The organism is Janthinobacterium sp. 61, assembly GCF_002846335.1.
Classification (GTDB): Bacteria; Pseudomonadota; Gammaproteobacteria; order Burkholderiales; family Burkholderiaceae_D; genus Janthinobacterium.
The window spans coordinates 5,711,927-5,736,269 of sequence record NZ_PJMQ01000001.1 but is presented as its reverse complement, the minus strand read 5'-3'; the positions used below and the strand labels follow the sequence as shown (position 1 = coordinate 5,736,269).

29 protein-coding genes are annotated in these 24,343 nt (G+C 63.5%); 7 read left to right on the top strand and 22 right to left on the bottom strand.

Features of this window, described 5'->3' with window-relative positions:
* Positions 1-6 precede the first annotated feature (6 nt).
* The 8 genes from CLU92_RS26040 to CLU92_RS26005 form a co-directional block, all read right to left on the bottom strand.
* Positions 7-336: an L-rhamnose mutarotase gene (locus tag CLU92_RS26040; protein ID WP_101484222.1), complete on the bottom strand. Its 330-nt coding sequence runs from the start codon at positions 334-336 to the stop codon at positions 7-9.
* Positions 333-1,175, bottom strand: a complete 843-nt coding sequence (locus CLU92_RS26035) for an amidohydrolase (protein WP_218973474.1) — start codon at positions 1,173-1,175, stop codon at positions 333-335. Before CLU92_RS26035 ends, CLU92_RS26040 begins: the two co-directional genes overlap by 4 nt.
* Entirely contained in the window at positions 1,172-2,191 is a 1,020-nt protein-coding gene (locus tag CLU92_RS26030; RefSeq protein ID WP_373918807.1) for an aldo/keto reductase, read from the bottom strand. Before CLU92_RS26030 ends, CLU92_RS26035 begins: the two co-directional genes overlap by 4 nt.
* Positions 2,192-2,211: 20 nt before the next feature.
* Complete coding sequence (locus CLU92_RS26025; RefSeq protein ID WP_101484220.1) at positions 2,212-3,435, bottom strand: UxaA family hydrolase; 1,224 nt, start codon at positions 3,433-3,435, stop codon at positions 2,212-2,214.
* Positions 3,432-3,767: a UxaA family hydrolase gene (locus CLU92_RS26020; protein WP_101484219.1), complete on the bottom strand. Its 336-nt coding sequence runs from the start codon at positions 3,765-3,767 to the stop codon at positions 3,432-3,434. Before CLU92_RS26020 ends, CLU92_RS26025 begins: the two co-directional genes overlap by 4 nt.
* A gap of 25 nt (positions 3,768-3,792) precedes the next feature.
* Positions 3,793-4,710 carry a GntR family transcriptional regulator gene (locus CLU92_RS26015; RefSeq protein WP_101484218.1) on the bottom strand — a complete coding sequence of 306 codons (918 nt, stop codon included), beginning with the start codon at positions 4,708-4,710 and terminating at the stop codon, positions 3,793-3,795.
* Positions 4,711-4,824: 114 nt separating this feature from the next.
* Positions 4,825-5,961 carry a D-mannonate oxidoreductase gene (locus CLU92_RS26010; RefSeq protein ID WP_101484217.1) on the bottom strand — a complete coding sequence of 379 codons (1,137 nt, stop codon included), beginning with the start codon at positions 5,959-5,961 and terminating at the stop codon, positions 4,825-4,827.
* A gap of 1 nt (position 5,962) precedes the next feature.
* Positions 5,963-6,973, bottom strand: coding sequence for a zinc-binding alcohol dehydrogenase family protein (locus CLU92_RS26005; protein ID WP_101484899.1), 1,011 nt, complete (start codon positions 6,971-6,973; stop codon positions 5,963-5,965).
* Between the two features lie 340 nt (positions 6,974-7,313).
* Between CLU92_RS26005 and CLU92_RS26000 the strand changes: the two genes are divergently transcribed.
* Complete coding sequence (locus CLU92_RS26000; protein WP_101484216.1) at positions 7,314-8,348, top strand: MerR family transcriptional regulator; 1,035 nt, start codon at positions 7,314-7,316, stop codon at positions 8,346-8,348.
* Between the two features lie 66 nt (positions 8,349-8,414).
* Positions 8,415-9,518 (top strand): hypothetical protein, encoded by a 1,104-nt coding sequence (locus tag CLU92_RS25995; RefSeq protein ID WP_101484215.1) that lies wholly within the window; start codon positions 8,415-8,417, stop codon positions 9,516-9,518.
* On the opposite strand, the gene CLU92_RS25990 is transcribed toward CLU92_RS25995, so the two are convergent.
* Both CLU92_RS25990 and CLU92_RS25985 read right to left on the bottom strand, forming a co-directional pair.
* Positions 9,493-10,710 carry a D-amino acid dehydrogenase gene (locus tag CLU92_RS25990; RefSeq protein ID WP_101484214.1) on the bottom strand — a complete coding sequence of 406 codons (1,218 nt, stop codon included), beginning with the start codon at positions 10,708-10,710 and terminating at the stop codon, positions 9,493-9,495. The genes CLU92_RS25995 and CLU92_RS25990 overlap by 26 nt on opposite strands.
* A complete protein-coding gene (locus CLU92_RS25985; protein WP_101484213.1) occupies positions 10,707-11,174 on the bottom strand; it encodes a helix-turn-helix domain-containing protein in 468 nt (155 codons plus the stop codon). Before CLU92_RS25985 ends, CLU92_RS25990 begins: the two co-directional genes overlap by 4 nt.
* Before the next feature lie 91 nt (positions 11,175-11,265).
* On the opposite strand from CLU92_RS25985, the gene CLU92_RS25980 reads away from it, so the two are divergent.
* Entirely contained in the window at positions 11,266-12,456 is a 1,191-nt protein-coding gene (locus CLU92_RS25980; protein ID WP_101484212.1) for an MFS transporter, read from the top strand.
* Here CLU92_RS25980 and CLU92_RS25975 read toward each other — a convergent pair.
* From CLU92_RS25975 to CLU92_RS25960, 4 genes are all read right to left on the bottom strand, one after another.
* Positions 12,453-13,148 (bottom strand): Crp/Fnr family transcriptional regulator, encoded by a 696-nt coding sequence (locus CLU92_RS25975; RefSeq protein ID WP_101484211.1) that lies wholly within the window; start codon positions 13,146-13,148, stop codon positions 12,453-12,455. The two genes, CLU92_RS25980 and CLU92_RS25975, sit on opposite strands and share 4 nt — an antisense overlap.
* Before the next feature lie 155 nt (positions 13,149-13,303).
* Complete coding sequence (locus tag CLU92_RS25970; RefSeq protein WP_101484210.1) at positions 13,304-13,951, bottom strand: response regulator; 648 nt, start codon at positions 13,949-13,951, stop codon at positions 13,304-13,306.
* A gap of 38 nt (positions 13,952-13,989) precedes the next feature.
* Positions 13,990-15,222, bottom strand: a complete 1,233-nt coding sequence (locus CLU92_RS25965) for a GAF domain-containing protein (RefSeq protein WP_101484209.1) — start codon at positions 15,220-15,222, stop codon at positions 13,990-13,992.
* Between the two features lie 67 nt (positions 15,223-15,289).
* Positions 15,290-15,871 (bottom strand): DJ-1/PfpI family protein, encoded by a 582-nt coding sequence (locus CLU92_RS25960; RefSeq protein ID WP_101484208.1) that lies wholly within the window; start codon positions 15,869-15,871, stop codon positions 15,290-15,292.
* A 366-nt stretch (positions 15,872-16,237) separates the two neighbouring features.
* Between CLU92_RS25960 and CLU92_RS25955 the strand changes: the two genes are divergently transcribed.
* A complete protein-coding gene (locus CLU92_RS25955) occupies positions 16,238-16,537 on the top strand; it encodes an antibiotic biosynthesis monooxygenase (protein WP_101484207.1) in 300 nt (99 codons plus the stop codon).
* Here the strand turns inward: CLU92_RS25955 and pncB are convergent.
* Both pncB and CLU92_RS25945 read right to left on the bottom strand, forming a co-directional pair.
* A complete protein-coding gene (gene pncB / locus CLU92_RS25950; RefSeq protein WP_101484206.1) occupies positions 16,534-17,736 on the bottom strand; it encodes a nicotinate phosphoribosyltransferase in 1,203 nt (400 codons plus the stop codon). The genes CLU92_RS25955 and pncB overlap by 4 nt on opposite strands.
* 77 nt (positions 17,737-17,813) lie before the next feature.
* Positions 17,814-18,677 (bottom strand): cysteine hydrolase, encoded by an 864-nt coding sequence (locus tag CLU92_RS25945; protein WP_101484205.1) that lies wholly within the window; start codon positions 18,675-18,677, stop codon positions 17,814-17,816.
* Between the two features lie 71 nt (positions 18,678-18,748).
* Between CLU92_RS25945 and CLU92_RS25940 the strand changes: the two genes are divergently transcribed.
* Positions 18,749-18,988, top strand: a complete 240-nt coding sequence (locus CLU92_RS25940; protein ID WP_101484204.1) for a TIGR02450 family Trp-rich protein — start codon at positions 18,749-18,751, stop codon at positions 18,986-18,988.
* Here the strand turns inward: CLU92_RS25940 and CLU92_RS25935 are convergent.
* The 3 genes from CLU92_RS25935 to CLU92_RS25925 all read right to left on the bottom strand — a co-directional run bounded on the left by CLU92_RS25935 (position 18,970) and on the right by CLU92_RS25925 (position 20,828).
* On the bottom strand, positions 18,970-19,224 hold the full coding sequence (locus CLU92_RS25935) for a hypothetical protein (RefSeq protein WP_143452650.1): 255 nt from the start codon (positions 19,222-19,224) through the stop codon (positions 18,970-18,972). The two genes, CLU92_RS25940 and CLU92_RS25935, sit on opposite strands and share 19 nt — an antisense overlap.
* Before the next feature lie 351 nt (positions 19,225-19,575).
* Entirely contained in the window at positions 19,576-20,121 is a 546-nt protein-coding gene (locus CLU92_RS25930) for a nuclear transport factor 2 family protein (protein WP_101484202.1), read from the bottom strand.
* 101 nt (positions 20,122-20,222) lie between these two features.
* The gene (locus CLU92_RS25925; protein WP_101484201.1) at positions 20,223-20,828 is read right to left on the bottom strand and encodes an FMN-dependent NADH-azoreductase; all 606 of its coding nucleotides are present in this window, start codon (positions 20,826-20,828) and stop codon (positions 20,223-20,225) included.
* 134 nt (positions 20,829-20,962) lie between these two features.
* Here CLU92_RS25925 and CLU92_RS25920 point away from each other — a divergent pair, with 134 nt between their 5' ends.
* Both CLU92_RS25920 and CLU92_RS25915 read left to right on the top strand, forming a co-directional pair.
* Complete coding sequence (locus CLU92_RS25920; RefSeq protein ID WP_101484200.1) at positions 20,963-21,877, top strand: LysR family transcriptional regulator; 915 nt, start codon at positions 20,963-20,965, stop codon at positions 21,875-21,877.
* Between the two features lie 106 nt (positions 21,878-21,983).
* Positions 21,984-22,211, top strand: coding sequence for a hypothetical protein (locus tag CLU92_RS25915; RefSeq protein WP_101484199.1), 228 nt, complete (start codon positions 21,984-21,986; stop codon positions 22,209-22,211).
* Positions 22,212-22,222: 11 nt separating this feature from the next.
* Here the strand turns inward: CLU92_RS25915 and CLU92_RS25910 are convergent, their stop codons facing one another.
* The 3 genes from CLU92_RS25910 to CLU92_RS25900 form a co-directional block, all read right to left on the bottom strand.
* Positions 22,223-22,534, bottom strand: coding sequence for a MerR family transcriptional regulator (locus CLU92_RS25910; RefSeq protein ID WP_099665182.1), 312 nt, complete (start codon positions 22,532-22,534; stop codon positions 22,223-22,225).
* Between the two features lie 3 nt (positions 22,535-22,537).
* Positions 22,538-23,458, bottom strand: coding sequence for a DnaJ C-terminal domain-containing protein (locus CLU92_RS25905; RefSeq protein WP_101484198.1), 921 nt, complete (start codon positions 23,456-23,458; stop codon positions 22,538-22,540).
* A gap of 132 nt (positions 23,459-23,590) precedes the next feature.
* Positions 23,591-24,271, bottom strand: a complete 681-nt coding sequence (locus CLU92_RS25900) for a beta/gamma crystallin-related protein (protein WP_101484197.1) — start codon at positions 24,269-24,271, stop codon at positions 23,591-23,593.
* Between the last annotated feature and the right edge of the window lie 72 nt (positions 24,272-24,343).

Below are 24,343 nucleotides of genomic sequence, written 5' to 3'. Positions count from 1 at the left end.
TTAGGTCTAAGCCATGTGAAATACGTGTTCCATCATCGCCCAATGCTCGCCCTCGGCGCGTGAGGCAAGGGGCAGCTGGCATGGGGCGCAAAAGGTCCACCAGCGCTGCGTTTCCGGGTCGGCGGCGATGGCCGCCATGTCGGCGTCAAAATCCTCGCCGTGGTATTCCCAGTAGCCAAACAGCAGGTTTTCCGGCTGGCGCAGGAAGATCGAATAATTGCTGACATGCGCTGCCGACAGTCTGGCCAGCACCTGCGGCCAGACGGCGGCATGCAAGGTTTTGTATTCAGCGATGCGGTCCGGCGCGATGCCGATGACCATGCCCATTCTTTTCATGGCGTTTCCTGGTTGATGCCGTAAAAGCGCAGTGCGTTGAGTCCAAAAATATCGTTTCTATCCTCTTGTCCCAGATGTGCCAGCAGCGCTACACTGGCGGCCAGCCACGCCGCATATCCGCCGGCCAAGTCCACCACTGGCCAGTCGCTGCCCCACATCACGCGCCGGGGGCCGAATACGTCCAGAACGTGCCGCACATACGGCTGCAAATCGTTCGCGCGCCAGCCAGGCCGGGCCTCCGTCACCAGCCCGGACAGCTTGCAGTGCACATTCGGCAGCGCGGCCAGTTCCGCCATGTCTTCGCGCCAGGAGCCGAAGGCGGCATCGGCTATCGGCGGCTTGGCCGCATGGTCGATCACCATGGGAAGCAGCGGATAGTTGCGGGCACAACGCAGCAGCGCGGGCAAGTGGCGCGGCAGCACCAGCGCGTCCAGCCGCAGGCCTTGCTCCACCATGGCGGTCAAAGCTGGCGCCAGTGCAGGATCGGCGATCCACTGATCGTCATCCAGGTCCTGCAGCATGGGGCGCAAACCTTTCAGCTTGGCGTGCGACGCCAGGCGCGCAATCGCTACGGGTGCATCAGGCGCCATCAAGTCGGTCCAGCCCACCACGGCGCGGATAAAGCTGTCCTGTCCGGCCAGCGCCAGCATCCAGTACGTATCGTCTTCCGAAGGCAGCGATTGCACCAACACGGTTCCAGATATGCCATGCTCGGCCAGCAGCGGCGCCAGGTCTTCCGGGGAAAAATCGCGGTGAATGGCGGCCAGCGATGGCGGCGGCCAGCTGCCGGCACGCGCGGCAAGCTGCCAGAAGTGCTGGTGGGCGTCGATGCGCATCATGCGGCCACTCCCGTAGGCAGCGGCGCGCGCGCATCAATCAGGTCCGCTTCCCGCAGCGCCAGCCACAGGGCGTCGGGCAGCGGTGTGGCGAACCAGTCCAGGTTTTGGCGTAGCTGCGCCAGGTCCTGGCCGCCCGGGATGCAGGACGCGACGGCCGGATGGGCCAGCGGAAACTGCAAGGCGGCAGCCTGCAAGGGCACGCCAAATTCGCGGCAAACGGCGTCCAGTCGCGCCACGCGCTCGAGTATCGCGCTCGGCGCATCGGCGTAATTGAATTTGCCGTTACCGGCCAGCACGCCGGAATTAAATGGACCGCCCACCACGATGGCGTTGCCGCGTTCCACGCAGGCGTCCAGCAGCGGTGACAGCGAGGCCTGTTCCAGCAAGGTGTAGCGGCCGGCCAGCAGGGTGCAATCGAGGTCGAACTCCGCCATCGCCCGTAGCACGACGTCGCATTCGTTGACGCCCAGGCCCACGGCTTTCACCTGGCCGCTGGCGCGCAGCTGCTCCAGCGCGCGAAAGCCGCCACCGGCCGTCAGTTGGCGCCAGTATTGCTGATCGCGCTCGCCATGCGTAACCTTGCCGATATCGTGCACGAACAGGATGTCAATGCGCTCAAGCCCCAATCTCTGCAGGCTATCGTCGTGCGAACGCAGGACGCCGTCATATGTGTAGTCGTAATGGGGGCGGAACGGCAGCGGCGCGGCAAAGCCGTCGTCTCCGGGGCGCACGGAGGCGTCGGGCCGCATCAGCCGCCCTGCCTTGGTACTGATCACGAATTCATTGCGGGGCCGCTCGCGCAGCGCCGCGCCCAGCCGGTGTTCGGACTGGGTATAGCCATAGAACGGCGCCGTGTCGAAGAAGCGCACGCCGGCGTCCCAGGCGCCATCAAGCGTGGCGCGCGCCTGCGCGTCGCAGACGGGCTGGTACAGGCCGCCCAGCGGCGCGCAGCCCATGCCAATGCAGGGCAGCGACAAGCCGCCGCGCGGCAGGGTACGGCGTCGCGTGGTATCCATGACATCCATCGCCGTGGCCATCATGCTGCGCGCAGCGGGAAACAGCCTGGCCCCACCGCATCGAATTGTTTATAGGTCAGCACGAATTCCTGGTGACCCAGGTCTTCCGAGCGGCTCAGTTCTCCATTGGCCACGTTCAGCACGGCGGCGACAATCTCCGCGCCCACTTCCTCCAGGGTGGCTTCTCCTGTGAGTATCTTGCCGGCGTTGATATCCATGTCGTCGGCAAGACGCTCGAAGGTTTGCGGATTGGCGCACACCTTGATGACGGGCGAAATCGCCGAGCCCACCACGGAACCGCGGCCCGTGGTAAACAAGGTGATGTGGGCACCGCAGGAAATGAGTTCGACGATTTCCGCGTTGTCCGACACGTTCGGAAAACCGAAGCGCGGCTCGCCGTCCGGCACCACGTCGAGCAGGTACAGGCCGCCGCCGGCTGGCTGGTCGCCGGGTTTCAGAATGCCGACTATGGGTGAGGAACCGCTCTTGGCGTAGGCGCCCAGCGACTTTTCCTCCTGCGTGGTCAGGCCGCCATCGGCGTTCCCCGGCGAGAAGCTACCGTGCCCCATGATGGTGTAATAACGAGCGGCCTTGGCCACGGTCTCGACGATGGCATTGCCCAGGTCCGGACTGACGGCGCGCCGCTGCATGTGGTATTCGCAGCCCACCAGTTCGCCCGTCTCTTCGAAGATGCAGGGGCTGCCGGCCGCGATCAGGGTATCGAAAGCAACGCCGACGGCGGGGTTGGCGCTGATGCCGCTGGTGCTGTCGGAGCCGCCGCAGATGGTGGCGACGATCAGCTCATCTATCCCCATCGGCACGCGCTCTTGCCGCGCCAGATGCTCGAGGGCCCAGCCTATCCATTCCGTGCCGCTGCGCACGCTGGGACGCGTACCGCTGTTTTCCTGGATGGTGATCGTGTGGACCGGACGGTCGCTGTCGGCCACCGCGCTGGAAAGGCCATATTTATTAAAGCCTTCGCAGCCCAGCGACACCAGCAGCACGGCACCCACATTCGGGTGCGTCAGCAGGCGGCGCATCACCTGGTCCGCGTACTCGTTCGGGAAGCAGCCAGTAAAGCCGATCAGGTGCACGGGCTGGCCGGGAAAGGCGTTGACCATCAGGCGCGCCACGTGATGCGCGCATTCGACCATATAGGCCACCACCACGATATTGCGGATGCCCTTGCGGCCATCGGCGCGCAGGTAGCCCGACAGGGCGGGTGTCGTTACGGGAGCGTTCATGCTTGGTCGTCCTTGTCCAGGAAATGGTGGCCGTCCTGGCCCAGGGTAAACGTGGGGATGTAATCGCTTGCAAGGTTGTGCGTATGGATGTGCTCGCCGATGGCGACGGGGGCCGTGATGCTGCCGATCAGGGCGCCATAGCGCAACACCTTGTCGCCCACGGCCAGCGCGCGGCGCGCCACCTTGTGGCCGATCAGGATGTTTTGCGCCAGGGTGACTGGCTGGCCATCGATGGCCACGACGTCGCCGCAGGCCAGGGCTGTCCTGGCGATCAGGCAGTTGTCCTCGGGCGACATCAGCAGCAGGCTGGCAGGCGGGGAAGCGAGGCTCATGGCGCACCCTCCCCGGCAAAGGCTGCTAGGCGCCTGGCTGGCTCAGTTTTTCGCGCGTGCCTATCGAGGACAGCATGGTGCGACGCGATGAATCCAGGTGCTCCTGCATGCACGCGAGCGCCTTCGGTATGTCGTGCTCCGCCAGCGCGCGCAAGATTGCCAGGTGCTCCTGCACCGCGTACTGGTTGCGGCCCTTTTCCTCGCCCTTGTCCCACTGGTAGTGATAGTGGAAGACAAACGAGACGATATCGTAGAAGCCCTGGGCGAAACGATTGTTCAGCAGGCCAATCAGGAAAGTGTGGAACTCGCGGTCCAGCGCCGGAAAGGCATTGTGGCGCGTGGCTATCCTGGCCGCCAGCTTCTCGTGCTGCTTGATCAGCCGCGCCAGTTCCGCATACGCCGGATCGCCATGCGGCAGGTGCGCAAACTGCTCCACGGCCGCCATTTCGAACATGCGCCGCATGTCCGCCAGTTCGGTGGCGAACGAGCGGTCGAACGCGCACAGGCGCCAGCCGCCGCGGGGCTTCTTTTCGATCAGGCCGAAGCGCGAAAAGCCGATCAAAAATTCGCGCACGCTGACGGTACTGGCACCCGCCTCGCGCGCCAGCTCCGCTTCCGAAAATTCCGCGCCGGGCGGCATGTCGCGCTGGTAGACGCGCTCCATCAGCACTTGCTGGATGCGCTCTGCCCCCGACTGCAATTCGGAGATATCGAAGTAGTCGCCCGGTATGGGCTTTCTCAGCAAGCGCCGGTCCGCCGGGCTGCCGATCAGCCGTCGCGTCGACAGGTAAGCGATCGCGCTGCGGATCGCCGTGCGGCTGCCCTGGCAGATGGTCGTCAGGAACTGCTCCGTCGGCAGCATCTCGCCCACTGCGACATTCTCTGCGAGAAATTGCAACAGCAGATTGGTACTGCGCTTGAAGACGGTGGCGGGTTTGGACATGGATGAATGAACGCGCTATGCCAGCGAAAAGGAAAGTGGATAAGTAGGCCATTTTAGTCGATATCGGATTGGATCGGCATGCCGAAAAAGAAACAACTGCGTTGACCGGGGCGTTCATGGCTGCGCTCCCGGCGCCAGCATGGCGCGCAGGCGCGGTTGCGCCAGGGCGGGACAGAGCTGCTGCGCCAGTGCCGCCACGGGCGCCATGCGGCGCTGGATTTTCCCGGCGTGGTGCTGGGCGATGTCGGCCAGGCGGTGCGCAAGGAAGGGGTTGCCGAAACGTTCCCTGACCTGCGCCACATAGGCCAGCGCGGCGTCACCGTGCGGCGTCCCCATGGCGGCAAACACGGGCAGCACCTCCTCCTGCCACACGGCTTCCAGCGAGGCGCGCATGCCACCATCTTCCATCGCCTCGCGCACCGTCATGCCAACCGGGCTGCCGCGCTCCATCCACAGCTGCGCCAGATAGGTATGGCCCAGGTTAAGCAGGAACAGCTTGCGCTGTTCATACTCGCGCAGACTGCCCGTCACCACCAGTTGCGGATGGCGGCACGGCAGCAGCATGCCCTCCTGCGCCTCGATGGCCCACAGCGCATAGGGCTCGGCCACCGCGCCTATCGGTTCGATCGGCTCGGAAACGATGCGGTCGACCAGGGAATTAATCCACAAGCAGCCCGTTTCCAGATAGGCGATGGCGTCTGGCGAAACCCGCCATTGCCGCGCCAGTGTCACGACCACCTGGCGCAGCACCTTTCCGTTATCGGCCACCAGTTCGCACGGAAAAATCGAGATGGGTGCGGCGCCGGCCTGGAAGCGCCCGTGCAACAGCACCAGCAGTTTGGCGGGGAAGCTGGCGGGGACGGCCGCGCCGTCGAGCATGCCGGCGTGGTCGGCCTCATCCAGCTGGTAGCCCGTGTCGCCCGTATTCGAGATAATCACGCACGCGGCCTGGGCCGCATCGCGCACCTGCCGCCAGTCGCTGCCGGCTTGCCAGGCTTGCGTGACAGCGTGGGAGCGGCGCTCTTCATCGACTGGCGCGCCATCCTGCCAGCCGCGGATGCGCACGGGATAGCCGCCGCCGCGGCGAAACGCCGCCACGCGCGCCGCGCCCTGCGCACTGTGCGTGGTCTGCACGATGGTGATATTGCCCAGCGCCTCGCCCTGGCTGGCCGCTTCGCTGACGAACAGGTCGGCGTGCGCCTGCAGGAAGCGGCTGGTGCCAAATTGAAGTATGGGGTTGGAATGCGCCATCTCAGACCTCGACGATGGCCTTGATGACGCCAGCCTCGGGCTGCATCCAGCGATCAAGCACGCCGGTAAAGTCGTCGAGCGTGGTGCGGTGGGTATTGAGCAGCGCGGTCGGCACCAGGCCTGCCTTCATGGCCGCCACCACTTCCTCGAAATCGTCGACGGTGGCGTTACGGCTACCCAGCAAGGTCGTTTCGCGCTTGTGGAATTCAGGGTCGGAAAAGGACAGGCGATCGCGCACGATGGAGACCAGCACGTAGCTGCCGCCGTGGGCGACAAAATCCAGGCCTCGCTCCATGGCGGCGATATTGCCAGTGGCGTCAAAGACCACGTCGAAAAATTCGCCGCCGGTGGCATCCGACAACTGCTCCTTGTCACCCTCGCCCAGCGCCACCGTGCGGACGATGCCCAGCGCCTCGCGGCAAAACTGCAGACGATCGGCGCGGCCATCGAGCACCGTCACCTCGGCGCCTTTCAACGATGCGAACAGCATCACGGCCATGCCGATCGGGCCTGCACCCACCACCAGCACGCGCTTGGCCGCATCGACCGCGCCGCGCTTGACGGCATGCGCGCCGATGGCGAGAAATTCGATCATGGCCGCGTCGTCGAGCGAGATGCCTTCGGTCTTGAAGACAAAGCGCTCGGGCAGCGCCAGGTATTCGCTCATGCCGCCGTCGCGGTGCACGCCCAACACTTCGATGCGGGTGCAGCAGTTGGTCTTGCCCTGGCGGCACGCCACGCAGCTGCCGCAGGAAAGGTAGGGCATCACGTAGACCTGGTCGCCCACTGCCAGGCGCGAGCCGGCTGGCGCGCTGTCGATATGGCCGGACAATTCATGGCCCATCACGCGCGGGTAACTGAGGAAAGGCTGAGTGCCGCGGAAGATATGCATGTCGGTGCCGCAGATGCCGACGCGACGTATGCGCAGCAGCACTTCGCCCTCGCCTGGCACGGGCACGGGGCGCTGCTCCATGCGCAAACTGCCGGGCGTATCGCAAACGATACTTTTCATCATGGTCGTCTCTCTCGCCGCCCGGATCTTGCCGGTGGCATATTATATTTAACGTACAACTCAACTGCGAAAAAAATCCGTCTGCGCGGATTATCTTTCCAGCCCGGCCAATGGCGCAACTTGCTGCGCCGCACAACGACTATTCCGTCATTCCACCTGACCCGAACCTGCTTGTTTGGCTGACGTCGTCATGCGGTTTTATAAATATACCGTACAAAAAAATGAAGGTCAACGGATTCTTTTTCCGTTTTTTTCAGGGCCCTCTGCTACATTCCTGCTTGACCCTGACGTAGCGTCAGGCGCCATCGTGGCTGCACGCACTGAAGAAAGGGAGAAGACGATGCTGTTGAAAATCGGTGAACTGGCCAGGCTCACGGGCCTCACTATCCGCACCCTGCACCACTACGACAGCATCGGCCTGCTCTCGCCTTCGGCGCGCACACCCGCTGGCTACCGCCTGTACCAGCACAGCGACATGGACCGGTTGCACCGGATCATGGCGCTGCGCAAGTTCGGGCTGTCGCTGGCCGAGATCGCCAACGCACTCGCCGGCCCGGATCTGCCCTTGAGCGCCATCGTGGCGCAGCAGATCGCCATGCTGGAGCGCCAGATCGCACAGGCATCCACCCTGCGCGCACGCCTGTGCACCTTGCAGGCGCAACTGGCGCAAGGGCAAGCCCCGGAACTGGCCGAGTGGCTCACCACGATGGAGTTAATGACCATGTACGACAAATATTTTAGTCACGAAGAACTGCAACAACTGCCGCTGCTGTCGGACGCGGCTGTGGAACAGGAATGGAAAGCACTGGTGGCAAGAGTGCGCGCCGCCAGGGACGCGGGCGCCGGCCCCGGCGATGCGCAAGCACAAGCCCTGGCCACGGAATGGATGGTCAAGCTGGTGCGCGACACGGGCGCCCACCCCGGCCTGTTCGCGCGCCTGAACGACATGCACGCGCAGGAGCCATCCATGCAAGCGACGACCAGCATCGATGCGAACTTGATGCAATTCATCATTGCCGCCTTCAATGCCTCGCGCATAGCGCTGTACCAGCCCTTCCTCGACGAACAGGAGTACGCATACCTCGTGGCCAACTATGGCAAGCGCTCTGGCGAGTGGCCGGCCCTGATCGCCGCCGTGCGCGCCGCCATGGATGCGCGCACGCCGCCCACCGCCCCGGCCGTGCTGCAACTGGCGCGGCAGTGGCTGGAACTGTTCCGCTCCTATGCAGGCACGGACCCGGCCACGCAGCTGAAATTCCGCCAGGCGCACCAGCAGGAACCGCGTCTGATGGAAGGCAGCTTTGTCGACGGGGCCATGCTGCAATACCTGGGTGCGGCCATGACCGTGGTGGCGCAGGAGCGCCCTCGCAGTTAGTTGTCGTGCGGCACATCCAGGCAGTGGCCATGTAGAATCGGCCATCGCCAATCACCGGAAAACCCGATGCGCTGTTTTTTGCCACGTTCATTGCTTGTATGCCTGTCCCTGCCCGCCCTGAACGCCGCCATGGCGGCCGAGCCACCCGTGCAAGGGGTGTGGCAGGGCACCTTGGGCAAGGCCAATATCGTGGCCTGCTTCAACCAGCCCAGCCCCACGCAAGGGTCTGACCGCAGCGGCAATTATTACTACACGCGCTACAAGACGCCCATCATGCTGGCCAAGCCGAACGGCAAGAGCGACTGGAGCGAGTCCGATGCCAAGGGCGACACGACGGGCACGTGGTCATTGCATGTGCCGCAGGGCGGCAAGCAAAGTGACAAGCTCATCGGCACCTGGACAGCCCCGAAAAGCGGCAAGACCCTGCCGCTGGCCTTGACCCTGCTGGAAGCGGCAGGCGACCGCGACCATCCATCCTGCGCCAGCGACGCCTACAACCTGGCGCTGGAAGACTTTCCCAGCACCAAGGTGAGTAAAGCCATTGCCTTCGAAGGCAAGCAGTACCGCAACCTGCAAGTAGGCGACACCATCACCGTGGAATTGATGGCGCCCGGCGATGGCGTGGCGAAAATCAATACCCAACTGCGCGCCGTGCTGGCCAGGAACAAGAAAGACCTGGCCGACTTCTATGCCACGCGCCGCGAATACCTGGGCCGCAACGGCTTCACGACGGAAGACGAAGTGTATGCGGAGCCCACCTACTGGTCGCCGCGCTGGGTGACGATCAAGTTTTACCGCTGGCCGGCCGGCTATGGCGCCAATGGCATCTCCATCCGGTTCCGCACCTGGGACGTAAAAACGGGCCAGGAGACGGACGTGTGGAACTGGTTTGGCGCCAGCGCCAGCGATGGCGACGACAAGGCAGAATTGCCGGACCGCCTGCGGCAAGCCCTGTTCAAGGACGTCAAGATCGATGCCGAGTGCAAGGGCACGGATTACGACGGCCGCGGCCGCTTCCACCTGTCGCTGAAGCCGGAAGGCGTGTCCTTCTGGGAAGACTCGAACGGCAGCGGCTGCGAAAACGACTTCCTGCTGCCCTACAACAAGGTCGGCCCCTTCCTGACCGTCAAGGGTCGCGCCGCGCTCAGCGATTTGTTGCCAAAGAACTAGCCACCACCTCTGCTACCAGCTCCGCCGTGGCAGCCGCCAGGGTCCAGCCCAGGTGGCCATGGCCCGTGTTGTAGTACACACCCGGCGCCTTGCCAGGCCCCACTTTTGGCAGCATGGCGGGCAGCATGGGGCGCAAGCCCGCCCACGGGATCACCTTGCGCGTATTCACGCCAGGAAAACACTGCTCTACCCACTGCAGCAGCGGGCGAATGCGGTCGGCGCGGATATCGTAATTGATGCCATTGAATTCCGCCGTGCCCGCCACCCGCAGCCGGTCCTCGCCCAGGCGGCTGCTGACCAGCTTGGTGGCATCATCGAGCAGGCTGACCTTGGGTGCGGCCGCCTGGCTGGCTTCGTCGTCCAGCTGCACGGTGATCGAATAGCCTTTCACCGGATACACATTCACATGGTCGCCCAGCGATGCCGCCAGGGCGCGGCTGGCCGTGCCCGCGCAAATGACGACGGCGTCGAACAGGGTACTGTCCTCGCCCAGGCTGACACGCACCTTGCCGTGCTCGCGCGCCAGCGCCGTCACCTGTGCGCCATAGCGGCAGGCCACGCCCAGGCGGGCGCAGGCGTCGGCCAGGCCGCTGGTGAATTTGTGGATGTCGCCCGTGGAATCGCTGTCCGTGTAGTAGCCGCCGTAAAAGTCGCCGGTGAGGGTCGGTTCGATGGCGCGCATCTCCTGCGGCGTGACGGCGCGCCGCTGCAAGCCGCCCTGCGCCAGCAGGCGCGACACGCCGGCCGCCCGCTCGAAGCCGCGCCGGTCCCGGTAAATGTGCAGGATGCCGGCGCGGCGATGATCGAAAGCGATGTTTTCTGTTTGCGCCCACGCAAACAATTGTTCGCGCGCGGCGATCGCCATGCGCGCCGTGGCGATCGTGTTGCGCTCGTAGTGCGGCATGGCGGCGAGAAATTGCGCAAACCAGCTCAGCTTGTGCCAGCCGGGAGTCGGATTGAGCAGCAGTGGTGCATCGCGCCGCGCCATCCATTTCAAGGCGTTCCATATCGTCGCCTTGTGGTTCCACACTTCCGCATGCGAGGCCGATAATTGCCCGCCATTCGCATACGATGTTTCCATGGCCGCATAGCGGTGGCGTTCGATCAGGGTGACATTGACGCCCCGTTTCGCCAGCGCGTAAGCGCTGGTGACGCCCGTGATGCCGCCGCCGATGACGGCCACGCGCTTCATGCCTTCGGCTCCACCTCAGTGACCACCTTATGCACGACGGTATCGCCCGCCTGCAAGACGCGTCCATCCTCGGCCAGCACGTCGATGCGGCGCACGGGCAAGCCTGAACCGCGCTGCAGCAGGGTGGAATGCGCCTCGCCCGCCTCGAACAGCTGCTCCTCGCTCCACTGGCGCAAACCGACGACGATGGGAAACAGCGCCAGCCCCTTTTGCGTCAGCACATATTCCTGGTAGGCCGTGCCGTCCGAGGCGGGCGCGACCGTAAAAATGCCCTCTTCCACCAGCGTATGCAGGCGGTCGGCCAGGATGTTCTTCGCCACGCCCAGGCTTTTCTGGAATTCGCCGAACCTGCGCATGCCGTGGAAGGCATCGCGCACGATCAGCAGCGACCAGCGCTCGCCGATGACGTCGAGCGCGCGCGCCACGGGACAGGGGTCGGTTTTCAGGCTTTTGCGCTTGGCCACGGGCAGTCTCCACGATTGAGTGGTTGCATTTTAAAACTTCCCGGCGTAGACTCCAACTGGTTTTAATTTGAAACCACTTATATACAACTCTATGCGCGACACAAACCCTCCCCTCACGACCGCACTTCCGCCCACCCTCGTCTGGCTGTTTGCCACGGCAGCCGGCCTCAGCGTGGCCAATGTGTATTACGCCCAGCCCTTGCTGGCTACCCTGGCGCACGAATTCGGCATGACGGACGCCGCCAGCGGCATGGTCATCACGGCCACGCAGATCGGCTGCGCGCTGGCCCTGCTGCTGCTCGTGCCCTTGGGCGACATGCTGAACCGGCGCCGTTTGACCCTGATCCAGCTGGGCCTGCTGGCCATCACCCTGGCGGCGCTGGGCTGCGCCCGCTCCACGGCCGCCCTGCTGGGCGGCATGCTGCTGGTGGGCTTGCTGGGCACGGCCATGACGCAAGGCTTGATTGCCTACGCGGCCAGCGCGGCGGCCAGCCACGAGCGGGGCCGGGTGGTGGGCATGGCGCAGGGCGGCGTGGTGATCGGCTTGCTGCTGGCGCGCACGCTGTCCGGCGTGGTGGCCGATCTCGCCGACTGGCGCGCCGTGTATTTCGTCTCGGCGGCCATGGCTTGCGCCCTGCTGTTGCTGCTGCGGCGCAAGCTGCCGCCAGCGCAGCCATCCAATCAGAAGCTGGCCTACGGCGCCCTGCTCGCCTCCATGCTGGACATGTTGATGCATAACAAGGTGTTGCGCGTGCGCGGCACGCTGGCCATGCTGATGTTTGCCGTGTTCAATATTTTCTGGAGTGCCCTGGTGCTGCCATTGACGGCGCAAGGCTATAGCCATGCGGCCATCGGCGCGTTTGGCCTGGTGGGCGTGATCGGCGCGCTGGGCGCGGCGCGTGCCGGGGCGCTGGCCGACAAGGGCCGCGCGCAATGGACGACGGGCGCGGCCCTGCTGTTGCTGCTCGCTGCATGGCTGCCGCTCGGGTTTGCCGGTACGGCCCTGTGGCCCCTGATCGTCGGCATCATCGCGCTGGACCTGGCAGGGCAGGCCATCCACGTGACGAACCAGAGCCTGATTTTCAAACAGGACAGCGACGCGCACAGCCGCCTGGTGGCGTGCTACATGCTGTTTTATGCGGTGGGTAGCGGTATGGGAGCGATTGCCGCCACCAGCGTGTATGCGCTGGCGGGCTGGCATGGGGTATGCGCGCTGGGCGCGGCGGTCAGCTTGCTCGCCCTGCTGTTCTGGCGGCTGACCTTGCCTGCTGAAAAAGCTTAACTCAGCAGGGCCGTGGCGGAGCCATGGCGGTACGTCTTCAAGGCATCGGGCTGGATCTGGATCAGCGAACCGCTAACTTTAATCAAATGCAAGTCCGTCAACTGGTGCAGCACGCGCGACAGGGTGGCGGGCGCCAGGTTCAGGAACGATGCCAGCAGACTTTTCTTCAAGTCCAGCTTGACCTCGTTCGAACGCTGCTGGTCCGACGCCTGCAGCAGGTATTCGACCACGCGCTGGGTGGCGTTCTGCACGGAGCAGCGTTCCACGTTGCGGATAAAACCCATCAGGTGGTGCGACAGGCTGTTCATCATCTGGCGCGCGATGCGGGGCGACTGGTCCAGCAGGCGCAGCAGCGCGTGCGGCGGGATGCGCAGCAGCAGGCAGTGCTCAAGCGCTTCGGCGCAGAACGGGTACGGCTCATCGAGGAAAATCATGGCTTCGCCGAAGCTCTGGCCCGGGCGGATCAGTTCCAGTACCTTGTCGGTACCTTCCATGGAGAATACGCTCAGCTTGACGAGGCCGAAGACCACCACATAGGCGCCTTCCGCCACTTCGCCCTTGCGGAACAGCACTTTGCCTTTTTCCACTTCGACGCGCACGACATCCTGGCGCAATTGTTCTAATTGCGAAGGGGAAATATGGCGGAACAGAGCCTGGCTCGATAGCAAGCCATCGACGTTGACCTTATGCATGACACTCTCTTATTAGATTAGCGAATGACTAAGAGTGTAATGCGCAGGCACCGTCAAGGCCATACGTCAAAGGAACTAGGGTTGTCTAGGCCGGAACGCCATGCAGATCAAACAATCGCGCATTCCTCGTGGCTTATTTGCGCTTTGCTTGATTTTTATCTGCCCAGTTCGCGCTCGACCGCATACACGGCGATCTGCACGCGGCTGCTGAGCTTAAGCTTTTTGAGGATGTTTTGCACGTGGATTTTCACCGTGCTTTCGGCCACATCCAGCTGGCGCGCGATTTCCTTGTTGCTCAGCCCTTGCGCCAGGCAAGCCATGGCTTCGCGCTCGCGCGGCGTCAATTTGTCGTAGTCGGCCTGGGGCGCGTTCTGCCCCGCGCGGAACTGGGACACCAGCTTGGCCGTCATGGCGTCGGCAATCACGGATTCGCCGGCGGCGGCGCGGCAGATGGCCTGGCCCAGCTGTTCGGCTTCTATATTTTTCAGCAAGTAACCGCGTGCGCCCGCGCGCAGGGCAGCGCCCAGGTCGGCCGCGTTTTCGGACACGGTCAGCATCAGCACCACCATCTGCGGCATGGCCTGCAAGATCAACTGCAGCGCTTCGACGCCCGTTACACCGGGCATGTTCAAATCCATCAGTACCACGTCGGGCCGCAGCTCGGACGTCAGGCGCACGCCGTCAAGCCCGTTTGATGCCTCGCCCACCACCTGGAACAGAGGATTGCGCTGCAGCAGCAGCTTGACGCCGCTGCGCAGCAAGGTGTGGTCGTCGACCAGCAGGATTTTGATTGGAGCGTTCACGTATTTGTATCTTCTACCTGGTAGGAATGAATCTGATGTTACGCGGCCTGGCGCCGGGCTGCCGGCAAGGCCAGCGAGATCGTCGTGCCGCCGCCGGGCGTGCTGTCGATGGCAAATTGCGCACCGAGCCGCTCGGCTCTTTCCTGCATGATACGCAAGCCGATCTGCAACTCCGTTTTCTTGTCGCGCAGGTTGGCGGCGAAGCCTTCGCCATCGTCGCGCACCTGCAGCGCAAAATCGCGCCCGTTTTCCACGCGCAGCGCCACGTTGCTCGCTTGCGCGTGCTTGCGGATATTCGACAGCGCTTCCTGCACGATGAACAGGATCTGCAGCTGTTGCTCCGGCGCCAGCGGCGCGCCATTGCCGCTCATGTCCAGGGTGCCGACGACGCCCGTCTGCAGCTCGAACTTGGCCAGCACTTCGCTGAGTTTGCTTTCCAGGTCGCTGCCATGCCAGCGCGTGCGGAAATTGACCAGCAATTCGCGCACATCCTGGTAGCTTTGCTCGACACCCATGCGCATCAGCGGCAGCACTTCAGCCGCCTCGTCGAGCTGGCCCCGGCGCACGGAATCGTCGAGCATCTGCACTTGCAGGCTGATGAAGTTCAAGCTTTGCGCGATGCTGTCATGCAAGCCTTCGGCCAGCAGGCTGCGTTCGCGCGCGACGGCAAATTCTTTCTCGCGCGCGATCAGGCGCTGGTTCTCGATGGCGATGCCCAGGCTCTGGCCCAGCGTCTCCAGCCAGCCCTGCTGCTGCGCATGCACGGCTTGCGGGCGCGCAAAGTGCAGCGAAAAACTGCCCACTACCTGCTCGCGCGCAAGGATGGGGAAAACGGCGATGGCGATAAAACCTTCGTCCTGGCAGCGGAAGCGCTGCAGCGCATCGACCTGGCGGAAATCGCGGATCTGGATCACGCCCTGCGCCACGGCAGCGCCACACAGGCAATCATTGTTGCGGATGCAATGTTCCTCTTCCACCATGGCGTCCGAAATGCCCTCATGCACGATGATGTGCACGGTATCGTGCTGGGGATCAAGGATGCGCACGGTGCCGCCTTCGGCTTGCGCAAACTGCATTACATGGCGCAGGAAGCCACGGCATAGCGCATCGATGGCGTGCTGGCCCGCCAGCAGGGTGGAGATCTCATGCAGGGTGGCCAGCTGGCGTTCCTGCGCGGCGCTCAGGCCCGATTCGGCCTGCGCCAGGCGGCGCTGGCGCCAGCGCGAGGCTGGAAGTTGTTTGCGGGAAGGTTGACTGCGCGGCGCATGCATGAAAAACTCGAATCGATTCTAGGGAGGATAAACACCCGGCATGCTGGCACGCCGGGCAAGTGTGACGTTACAAACGGATTTCGGTGCCCAGCAGCTTGACGAACTGTGCCAGCCAGGCCGGATGCGCGGGCCAGGCCGGGGCAGTGACGAACTGGCCATCCGTGACGGCGTCCGTGACGGCGATGTCGGCATACGTGCCGCCCGCCAATGTCACTTCCGGCGCGCAGGCGGGATAGGCGGAAATGCGTTTGCCGCGGATGACATCGGCCGCGGCCAGCAATTGCGCGCCGTGGCAGACGGCCGCGACAGGCTTGCCCGCGTCGGCAAAGTGGCGCACGGCGGCGATGACTTTCGCGTTCAGGCGCAGGTATTCGGGGGCGCGGCCGCCGGCGATCATCACGGCGTCATAGTCGGCCGGGTCGATCTCGTCGAAACTGGCGTTCAGGGTGAACAAATGCCCCGGCTTTTCCGTGTAGGTCTGGTCGCCCTCGAAATCGTGGATGGCCGTCTTGATCGTCTCGCCGCTTTTCTTGCCGGGACAGACGGCATGCACGGTATGGCCCAGCATCAGCAAGGCCTGAAACGGCACCATCGTTTCATAATCTTCTGCAAAATCGCCGGTCAAAAACAGAATTTTCTTCGCTGCCATTTAGTTCTCCTATGAAAGATTGATCCCGCATCCCTGCCTGCAGAATGCACCGCAAGGCGTATCTTAGCGCGACTTGGCAGCCATACTGGATATTTATCAAACTTTTGCGACTTGATCGAGGATTTTACAGGCTGAGGCAGAATTTTTTACAGGCTCGCAGGTCGAAGCAGGGCATGGCGGCATGGCGGCATGGCGCGGCATATTCCGCCTCGTTGTCGACATCGGCACTCCACAGTAACGGGAACGGAAACGGGAATGGGCGCATGCCATCCCGCAGGCGCACACGCGCTTGCGGGCTGAGGCCCTCCCCCGCGCGGCCAAACTATGGCAAGATCAGGCTTCCTTCATTCCACAGTGGAACTTGCCATGATTTTTGAAATTGCCCACATCCAGATCAAATCGGCCACGCATGACGCTTTCGAGGCGGCCGTCGCCAAAGCCGTGCCCCTGTTCCAGCGCGCGCGCGGCTGCGTATCGATGCGCCTGGAGCGCTCGATCGAAAACGGCGATGCCTACCGCCTGGTGGTGGGCTGGAGCACCCTGGAAGACCATACCGTGCATTTCCGCGGCAGCGACGACTTCCAGGCATGGCGCGGCCTGGTGGGCGAATTCTTTGCCGCCCCTCCCCAGGTCGAGCACATGAACACGGTGGTCGCAGGCTTCTAGAGCGGTACTTGCACGGCAGGATGGTGAAACACCTGCCGAAGATAGGCAAGGAAGGTTTCATCCTTGCACAGGGTCTTGCCCGGCGAATCGGACAGTTTTGCCACCGACTGGCCATTGCAGCGCACCAGTTTCATGACGATGTTGAGCGGCGTCAAACCGACGTCGTTGGTGAGATTGGTGCCGATGCCAAAGCCCGTCATGATGCGGTCGGCGAAGTGCTGGTACAGGGCGAAGGCCTTGTCCAGGTCCAGGCCGTCGGAAAACACGAGGCGCTTGGTGTTGGCGTCGATGCGCAGGGCCGCGTAGTGGGCCAGCGCCTTCTCTCCCCACTCGACGGGGTCGCCCGAATCGTGGCGCAAGCCGTCGAACAGCTTGGCGAAATACAGGTCGAAGTCGGCCAGAAAGGCGTCCATGCCCACCACGTCCGTCAGGGCGATGCCCAGGTCGCCCCGGTATTCCTGCACCCAGTCTTCCAGAGCCGCCTTTTGAAAGTCGCGCAGGCGCACGCCGAAGGACTGGAATGACTGCATGTATTCATGCGCCATCGTGCCGATCGGCACGATACCGAGCTTCTTCGCCAGGTACACATTCGACGTGCCCTTGAAATACTCAGGCACTTCATGCGCAAGGCGCTGCACCACCTCATCGTGCCAGGCGCCGGAAAAACGCCGGCGCACGCCGAAATCGGAAAACTCAAACGGATGCTTGCGCCGCGGCAGCTTGCCAAACTCCTTGACGGCCGCCACTTTCAAGCCCAGGCGGTGACGCCCTTCGCGCATGGCCACATCAAGGTCGAAGCGGCGGAAATACAGTTCATTAATGATATACAACACGAAAATCTCGAAACCCATCACGTGCACTTGCGGCCCGGCCGCATGCACGAGCAAGGTGTCGCCATCCGTACTGACGTCGATGAACTTGCGCTGGAAGCGGAACACCGTCAAAAAGTCGACGAAATCGCTCTTCATGAAGCGCAGGGTGCGCAAATAGGCCAGCTCGTCGTCGGCAAACGACATCGAGCACAGGTGGTCGAGCTGCTCTTCCAGCTCGACCTTCAGTTCGGCCAGCGGGAAGGCGGTCGCGTTGCGGCAGACAAATTCGTATTCGGTATGGGTGTTCGGATGACCGTGCAGCAATGCTTGCCACATTGTAAATTTATACAGATCGGTTTCCAGCAAACTGCGCACTATCGGGGTCATGTGTGTTTTCTCCAACTTCCTGAAGCCAGAATAGTACGCCACCGCAAGCATTTCAGCAGGGAACGCTCGACAGTGGCTCAGGCCAGCGCGTTGGACAGCAACTCGGGCAAGACCTCGGCGGACGACGCCAGGCGCGCGCCGCGCTCGTGCATGGCGGCAAGGAAGTCGCGCTGCTGCGCTGCAAAGCCCGTGACGGGACTCATGCAGTCGGTCAGCAGCACCAGTCGCGACAGGGCCGGCTTGCCTTGCTGCGCTTCCAGATAATCGGCGATGTGCTCGGTGCTGGCTTTCACGCAGTGGCTGCCCGCTTCGCCCGTGACATAGATCTGCTGCGCCGGCAGCAGGGTGGCGAGGAAATCCAGGTTGAGCTGGGTGGCCGCATCCTGGGCATCGGGCACTTCCGCCATGACGGCCGAGTAATGCTCGGTCCAGGGGTTGGAACCCTTGCTCAGCTTGGCGACCACTCGCAGCTGATCCACTTCCCAGGCGTTGTAGGCGGCGCGCACGGCCGCATGGATATTCTGGCCCCAGCTGCCGATCTCGCAATGCACGGGCCACACCATCAACTGGTAACGCCCCGCTTGCTGCAAGGCATCGAGGTAAGCCAGCGCGCGTGGCAAGGCGTCGCTGGCGGCGGGCAGGAACAGGCGGGCGCGCACCTGCTGCGCGCTGATCTGCGTAAACGGCGCGACGGGACCGCCATCGCCCGTGCGCCAGAAGGCGGGGTGGGCGATGTCATAGCGGTGGTGGGCGTCGAGGGTCACGCTGATCTGCGTCAAACCGCCGCCCCCTTCACGGATCAGCTGCGCCACGCGCAGCATGTCCTGGTGGGCGCCGGGCACGGCCAAGGCCGGCGCGGAACCTGGCGGCAGCCAGGTGGCGGGCAAGTCGCAAAAATCGTTTTGCGGGTCGATGACGAGCAGGTGCAGCTGGCGTTTCATGGCGGTCCTCGTGCGTGGCAGGTATGGCATGATAATGGCAACATCGCCATCACGCCAATCCGGGAGCCGCCATGCACCTTCAAAAGCACAACAACGTACGTCCGAGCAAATTACTGAACAGTAAATGGACGGCCGTCACGCCAGCCAACAAGGAAAAACACTTCCTCGTCATCAAGCTATGCGCAGCTGCCACGCCCGATGAACCCGTCACGCACGTGGCGCTGGAAGCCGTGCATTCCGGCCGCGTGCAAATCCTGCCATGGCGCGCGCTGCAGGATGCTGCGCAATGGCATCAGGGATGGAAGACATAGCGGCGCTGGCGCCGCTCGACCAGCTTGACGGCCACCTCGCCCGCTTCCGTCATGGCGTCCGCTTCCGTTGTAAACTGGTGGTCGGCCGACACCCGGCGCTTGCGCACCAGATTCACCCGATGCATGGGGTTGGACGAGGGGGCATAGATGGCGACGTAGGCGCCCCACAGCTTGCAGCCGCGCAGGCGCTCTGCCGTGTAATTCACCTCATAAAAATCAACATACTTTATCGGCACGATGTGCGCTCCAAAAATGACATGGCCGGACAGCTTGTCTCTACGGACTGACGCGGTAAAGGGTAAAACCATGCGCTCGCGATTGATCAGGATACTCAATTCAGCTCTCTTTTTATCACGCGGCACAGGAGAAAAGGGATGCATGACTACATCATCTTCATGCATGACGACAGACAAGCATCTGCTTGCACCAGCCAGGCCGGTGACAGCACACTTGTCAGGCTAACTACGTGTGCAAGCTGAAAGTATAGACGATGCGAAAAAATTATTACTGGGCAACTCCGTACTGAACGCAGCTGGCCCGGTGGCAATCCGCGCACTGCCGCGCGACTGACGCGTCACGGCTGGGGCCTACTTTCCTGCCTCGGCAGCGGGATGCATGGACCAGACAACGCTGAGGATTTTCCATTCGCCGTCGCGCTTGACCAATTGCCACGCTTCCACGCCATAGTTGGACAATGTGCCGCCGACGAGGAATTCATAGTCGAAGTTGACCCACGCCACATGGCGGTCCTGGGTGATCTTGACGTTGTAGAATTTTTCTTCCGTGCGCTGCGGTTCGCGTTTGATGTAATTGGCGAAACCGACGTAGCCGGCCGCCCCGACGCCGTCGAAGTGGACGTCCGTCGTGTCGCGCATCTTCTTGATGAAAGCATCGTCAGCCGGCGAGGCGAACAAAATGTTCGTGTGCAGCATCAGCGACGACAGCAGCTTGACATCCTTGGCGATCAGGGCCGCCTGGAAGTCGGCGACGACTTTTTCGATGGCGCGGATATCTTCGGGCGCGGAGGCGTGGCGGCCCACGTGAGGCGGCGCCACTGGCCCAGTTTGCGCTTGCGCAATGCCTGCCGCCAGCAGGGAACACCCGAACAATACTGCGCTTGCCAACTTGTGCATGGGGGACTTTCATGGCGAACCGTTCGCCGGCCTGGCACGGGGCGTGCCGCCGGCAAGCTTATGTCAACCATGGCAGATTGGCAATCCCCCTGAAGACCTAGTCAGGTGACCAGGGCCTCGATCGAGGCACGGCCCCTGGCAATCGCGCTGGCGACGGCATCCTCGCCCATGGCCACGCCTTCGGCTTGCACGAACTCGATGTCGGTAATGCCGATGAAGCCCAGCGCCGTGCGCAGATAGGTGCTCAGGTAGTCATACGCGGCACCGGGGCCTGCACTGTAGACGCCGCCGCTGGCCGTGAAAATAACAGCTTTCTTGCCCGTGGCCAGGCCGACGGGGCCGGTCGCCGTGTACTGGAAAGTGCGGCCCGCGCGCGCCACGTGGTCGATCCACGCCTTCAGGGTCGAAGGTACGGAAAAGTTGTACATGGGCGCGGCCAGCACCAGCACGTCGGCGGCCAGCAATTCATCGACCAGGGTATCGGACAATTGCACCGCCGCTGCTGCATGCGCGCTGCGCTGCTCTGCCGGCGTGAAGAAGGCGCCCATCACCTCTTCCGTCAGGTGCGGCACGGGCTGCGCGGCCAGGTCGCGCTCGACGACGCTGGCCCCTTGCGCGGCCAGTTTCGCCACGAATTCGCCGGACAATTGGCGCGACAGGGAACCGCTGTTGCGCACGCTGCTATTGATGTACAAGACCTTGCTCATGAATTGCTCCTATGGAGATGGATGACGGGATGGGCCACGTCGCAGCCCTTGCACACAGCATAGTTCGGGTCTACCATCGATGAAACCGTATAAATATAAATGTTTAGCATCGAAATTTTAGATAGGGAGTTCCCATGAGAGAACCGGGCCAACCTTCGCTCGACCAGTTGCGCGTGTTCGTCGCCGTCATCGACGCGGGCGGCTTCGCCCACGCGGCGCGCCAGCTGCACCGCACGCAGTCGGTGATCAGCTACACCATCGCCAACCTGGAAGAACAACTGAATGTGGTGCTGCTCGACCGCGGCAAGCGCAAGCCCACCCTGACGGATGCGGGCAAGGCCCTGCTGGCCGACGCGCGCGCAGTGGCCCTGAAAGTGGACGGCATGCGCGCGCGCGCCAAGGCCCTGGCCGGCGGGCTGGAGGCGGAAGTGTCGGTGGTGGTCGACGTCATGTTTCCCACTTGCGTGCTGGTGCGCGTCCTGGAATCGTTCCAGGCGCAGTTCCCCACCGTCGCCCTGCGCCTGCGCATTGAAGCCATGGGCGCCGTGGCGCAGCTGGTGATGGATGGCAGCTGCCACATCGGCCTCGGTGGCTGGATGACTGCCACGGCCAGCGTCTTCGAGCGCCTGGCCGTGGGCCACGTGCGACTGATTCCCGTGGCCGCGCCCAGCCACGCGCTGGCGCAGCTGGAAGGGCCGATTGCCTCCAACGTGGCGCGCGAACACGTGCAGCTGGTGCTCAGCGACCGAAGCGACCTGACGCAGGGCCAGGATTTCGGGGTGCTGGGATTGCGCAACTGGCGCCTGGGCGACCTCGGTTCCAAGCACGCCTTGTTGCGTGCGGGCCTGGGCTGGGGCAACATGCCCGAAGCGATGGTGCGCGACGATCTGGCAGAAGGCCGCCTGGTACACCTGCCGCTGGCCGTCGACAAGGGCGAGAATTATCCGATTTACCTGATCCAGCGCGCCGACACGCCGCCCGGCCAGGCGGGCAAGTGGCTGACCGAGCGCTTTGCGGAGCAGCTGCCGCTGCTGGAACAGGGGTTTTAGAAGCGCACGGGGACGGGTATCATGCCTGAGCAAACCCCAAACAACTGCTGGGGTCAGACCCGTCGGGTCTGACCCCGATTTCAGACACAACCTTGAAGAGATTCACATGGCCGGCATCGACGACTTCGTCAACAAACAAAAACCTGGCGCGCGCTTCGTCATCACGGCGCAGATGCTGCGCATGACGCCGCAGCAGTTCGACTCGCTAGCGCAGGAATGGATGGAAGACGGTGGCCCAGGCTTCGACGTGGCCGGCATCCCGCACCGGGTGGTCGTCGACGGGCAGTTTTATATAGCCAGGCTCACCGTGACACGCCACGGCGAGCCGGCATAAGGGCTAATGGTCTAATCGACGCCCAGCACGTGCAGGCGGCGCCGCAGGCGCGCCACTTCTTCCGACAAATCGACCACCAGCGCGGCCAGTTCGGCGTTCGCATCGAACACGGATTCGATTTCGTGCAGGCGGCGCGCACGCACCAGATCCAGGCTGGTGAAGCGCCAGGCAGTCAGCTGCCCCGCTGGCGGGCCATTTTGCAGCAGCACACCCGTCTGCACATGCTGCACCACCCAGTCCGGCTCCACGGCGCAGGCGCGCGCCAGTTCCTCCAGGCTCAGGGCACGATCTTCGAGCAGTTCGCCAATTACCTTGTTTGTCATGATTTACCCTCCCAGCTTCTGGCGCGGATTAAAAGCCATCTCGCGCGCCATGGTTGCATACAGTTCGCGCGCCTTGTCATCGTTCGCCGGCGGCAGCACCACTTCCAGCAGCAGATACAGGTCGCCCGGCTGGGCGGCGGGAATGCCACGCCCTTTCAGGCGCAGCTTGCGCCCCGTCTGCGAATTGGGCGGCACAGTGACGGCCACCGTGCCCGATGGCGTGGGCACGGCAATTTCGCCGCCCAGCGCCGCTTCCCATGGCGTGACGGGCACCGTCTCGAACACGTCGCGCCCTTCCACCTTGTAGCGCGCATCCGTCTGGAAGCGGATTTCCAGATACAGGTCGCCGGCCGGCGCACCGCCGCTGCCCGGGTTCCCTTGCCCCTTCATGCGCAGCTGCTGGCCCTCCGTGACGCCTTTCGGTATCGTCACTTCCAGGGTGCGCTCGCGCGTCACCACATGGCCCTGCGCGTCAGCTTCGGGCATGCGCATGACGATGTGGCGCTTGGCGCCGTGATAGCTGTCGTGCAAATCGATGGTGATGGCGGCGTGGCTGTCCTCGCCCTGCATCTGGAAACTGCCGCCGGCGCGGCGGCGCCCGCCCACGTGGGCAAACAGGTCGGCAAAGAAGTCGCTGTCGTCGGCTCCCGACGATTCGTAGCCCGAACCCCAGTCTGGCGGCGGACGGAAGGGCTGTCCCTGCGCGCCCTGGTTGCGGCCCAGTTCATCGTAGGCGGCGCGCTTTTCCGCGTCGCCCAGCACGCCATAAGCTTCATTCAGGGCCTTGGTGCGCTTGTCGGCGTCCGGCTCCTTGCTCACGTCGGGGTGGTATTTGCGTACCAGCTTGCGGTAGGCCTTCTTGATCTCGGCCTCGGTCGCCGTCTTTTCGACGCCAAGCTCCTTGTAGTAGTCCTTGTATTCCACCGTGCTTGCTCCCCATGGTTGAACTGCCTATGGGAAGAGTACACGAATTGGCGGCGACATAGCGTGCGCACAATACAACAGCGCCCGCGGGACACAGGTCGCGCGGGCGCTTAAAGTGGCAGCGAAAAAAGCCTAGCGCACGCGGCGCAGCGAGGATATGCGGCGGTCGAGGCCACCGTGCAGGCGGCCGTAGCTGCCTGGCCCCATTACCACGCAGCGGCCACGGAAGTTGGCATCGACGCAGAATTCCCAGCGGCCGTAGTTGACGACGATCGATTCGGCGCGGTCGTTGAAGCCATAGCGGCTCAAGTCGCGCACTTCTCGGTCCAGGCGCACTGGCCGGCCGCGCATGCCAACATCAGGAAACATCAGCACGGCGCCATTCATGTCGGGACGGTGTCCGCCGCCATGGCCTGGATAACCGGGATGAGGACGCTCCGGCTCCGGACGCGGAGGGCGCGGCGGATAGGGACGGTGATCGCCGCCGCCATGGCCCGGGCGGCCCACTTCGCGCACGGAAGAAACGGCGTCGTTCATGCCCGGCATGCTGTCGTAGCGGCCAGGCTGCAGCACACGGCAGCTGCCCCGGTAATTGGCGTCCTTGCACACTTCCCAGGTGCCCGAGCGCACGATGATGCTGGAGGTCTTGTCGTTAAAACCCATGCGCGACAGGTCGCCCATATCGGAACGCAAAGTGACCGGGCGGCCCCGGAAACCGGCGTCCTCGAACAGGGTGATTTCGCCCGCGGATGCGGCAAGGGGGGCGAGGAAGGTGGCGGCGCACAGCAGCGCGGGGCGGAAAGATCGAACCATGACAACTCCAATACTGTTTACATTTTCGCCAGTGTAGTCCGGGCGGCAGGCGGCGAGTGTAACAAAGAGCAA

Bases quoted from the DNA above. Each gene is read 5' to 3' on its own strand.
- CLU92_RS26040 (WP_101484222.1), bottom strand. From the start codon at position 336: ATGAAAAGAATGGGCATGGTCATCGGCATCGCGCCGGACCGCATCGCT.
- CLU92_RS26035 (WP_218973474.1), bottom strand. From the start codon at position 1,175: ATGATGCGCATCGACGCCCACCAGCACTTCTGGCAGCTTGCCGCGCGT.
- CLU92_RS26030 (WP_373918807.1), bottom strand. From the start codon at position 2,191: ATGGATACCACGCGACGCCGTACCCTGCCGCGCGGCGGCTTGTCGCTG.
- CLU92_RS26025 (WP_101484220.1), bottom strand. From the start codon at position 3,435: ATGAACGCTCCCGTAACGACACCCGCCCTGTCGGGCTACCTGCGCGCC.
- CLU92_RS26020 (WP_101484219.1), bottom strand. From the start codon at position 3,767: ATGAGCCTCGCTTCCCCGCCTGCCAGCCTGCTGCTGATGTCGCCCGAG.
- CLU92_RS26015 (WP_101484218.1), bottom strand. From the start codon at position 4,710: ATGTCCAAACCCGCCACCGTCTTCAAGCGCAGTACCAATCTGCTGTTG.
- CLU92_RS26010 (WP_101484217.1), bottom strand. From the start codon at position 5,961: ATGGCGCATTCCAACCCCATACTTCAATTTGGCACCAGCCGCTTCCTG.
- CLU92_RS26005 (WP_101484899.1), bottom strand. From the start codon at position 6,973: ATGAAAAGTATCGTTTGCGATACGCCCGGCAGTTTGCGCATGGAGCAG.
- CLU92_RS26000 (WP_101484216.1), top strand. From the start codon at position 7,314: ATGCTGTTGAAAATCGGTGAACTGGCCAGGCTCACGGGCCTCACTATC.
- CLU92_RS25995 (WP_101484215.1), top strand. From the start codon at position 8,415: ATGCGCTGTTTTTTGCCACGTTCATTGCTTGTATGCCTGTCCCTGCCC.
- CLU92_RS25990 (WP_101484214.1), bottom strand. From the start codon at position 10,710: ATGAAGCGCGTGGCCGTCATCGGCGGCGGCATCACGGGCGTCACCAGC.
- CLU92_RS25980 (WP_101484212.1), top strand. From the start codon at position 11,266: ATGCGCGACACAAACCCTCCCCTCACGACCGCACTTCCGCCCACCCTC.
- CLU92_RS25975 (WP_101484211.1), bottom strand. From the start codon at position 13,148: ATGCATAAGGTCAACGTCGATGGCTTGCTATCGAGCCAGGCTCTGTTC.
- CLU92_RS25965 (WP_101484209.1), bottom strand. From the start codon at position 15,222: ATGCATGCGCCGCGCAGTCAACCTTCCCGCAAACAACTTCCAGCCTCG.
- CLU92_RS25960 (WP_101484208.1), bottom strand. From the start codon at position 15,871: ATGGCAGCGAAGAAAATTCTGTTTTTGACCGGCGATTTTGCAGAAGAT.
- CLU92_RS25955 (WP_101484207.1), top strand. From the start codon at position 16,238: ATGATTTTTGAAATTGCCCACATCCAGATCAAATCGGCCACGCATGAC.
- pncB (WP_101484206.1), bottom strand. From the start codon at position 17,736: ATGACCCCGATAGTGCGCAGTTTGCTGGAAACCGATCTGTATAAATTT.
- CLU92_RS25945 (WP_101484205.1), bottom strand. From the start codon at position 18,677: ATGAAACGCCAGCTGCACCTGCTCGTCATCGACCCGCAAAACGATTTT.
- CLU92_RS25940 (WP_101484204.1), top strand. From the start codon at position 18,749: ATGCACCTTCAAAAGCACAACAACGTACGTCCGAGCAAATTACTGAAC.
- CLU92_RS25930 (WP_101484202.1), bottom strand. From the start codon at position 20,121: ATGCACAAGTTGGCAAGCGCAGTATTGTTCGGGTGTTCCCTGCTGGCG.
- CLU92_RS25925 (WP_101484201.1), bottom strand. From the start codon at position 20,828: ATGAGCAAGGTCTTGTACATCAATAGCAGCGTGCGCAACAGCGGTTCC.
- CLU92_RS25920 (WP_101484200.1), top strand. From the start codon at position 20,963: ATGAGAGAACCGGGCCAACCTTCGCTCGACCAGTTGCGCGTGTTCGTC.
- CLU92_RS25915 (WP_101484199.1), top strand. From the start codon at position 21,984: ATGGCCGGCATCGACGACTTCGTCAACAAACAAAAACCTGGCGCGCGC.
- CLU92_RS25910 (WP_099665182.1), bottom strand. From the start codon at position 22,534: ATGACAAACAAGGTAATTGGCGAACTGCTCGAAGATCGTGCCCTGAGC.
- CLU92_RS25900 (WP_101484197.1), bottom strand. From the start codon at position 24,271: ATGGTTCGATCTTTCCGCCCCGCGCTGCTGTGCGCCGCCACCTTCCTC.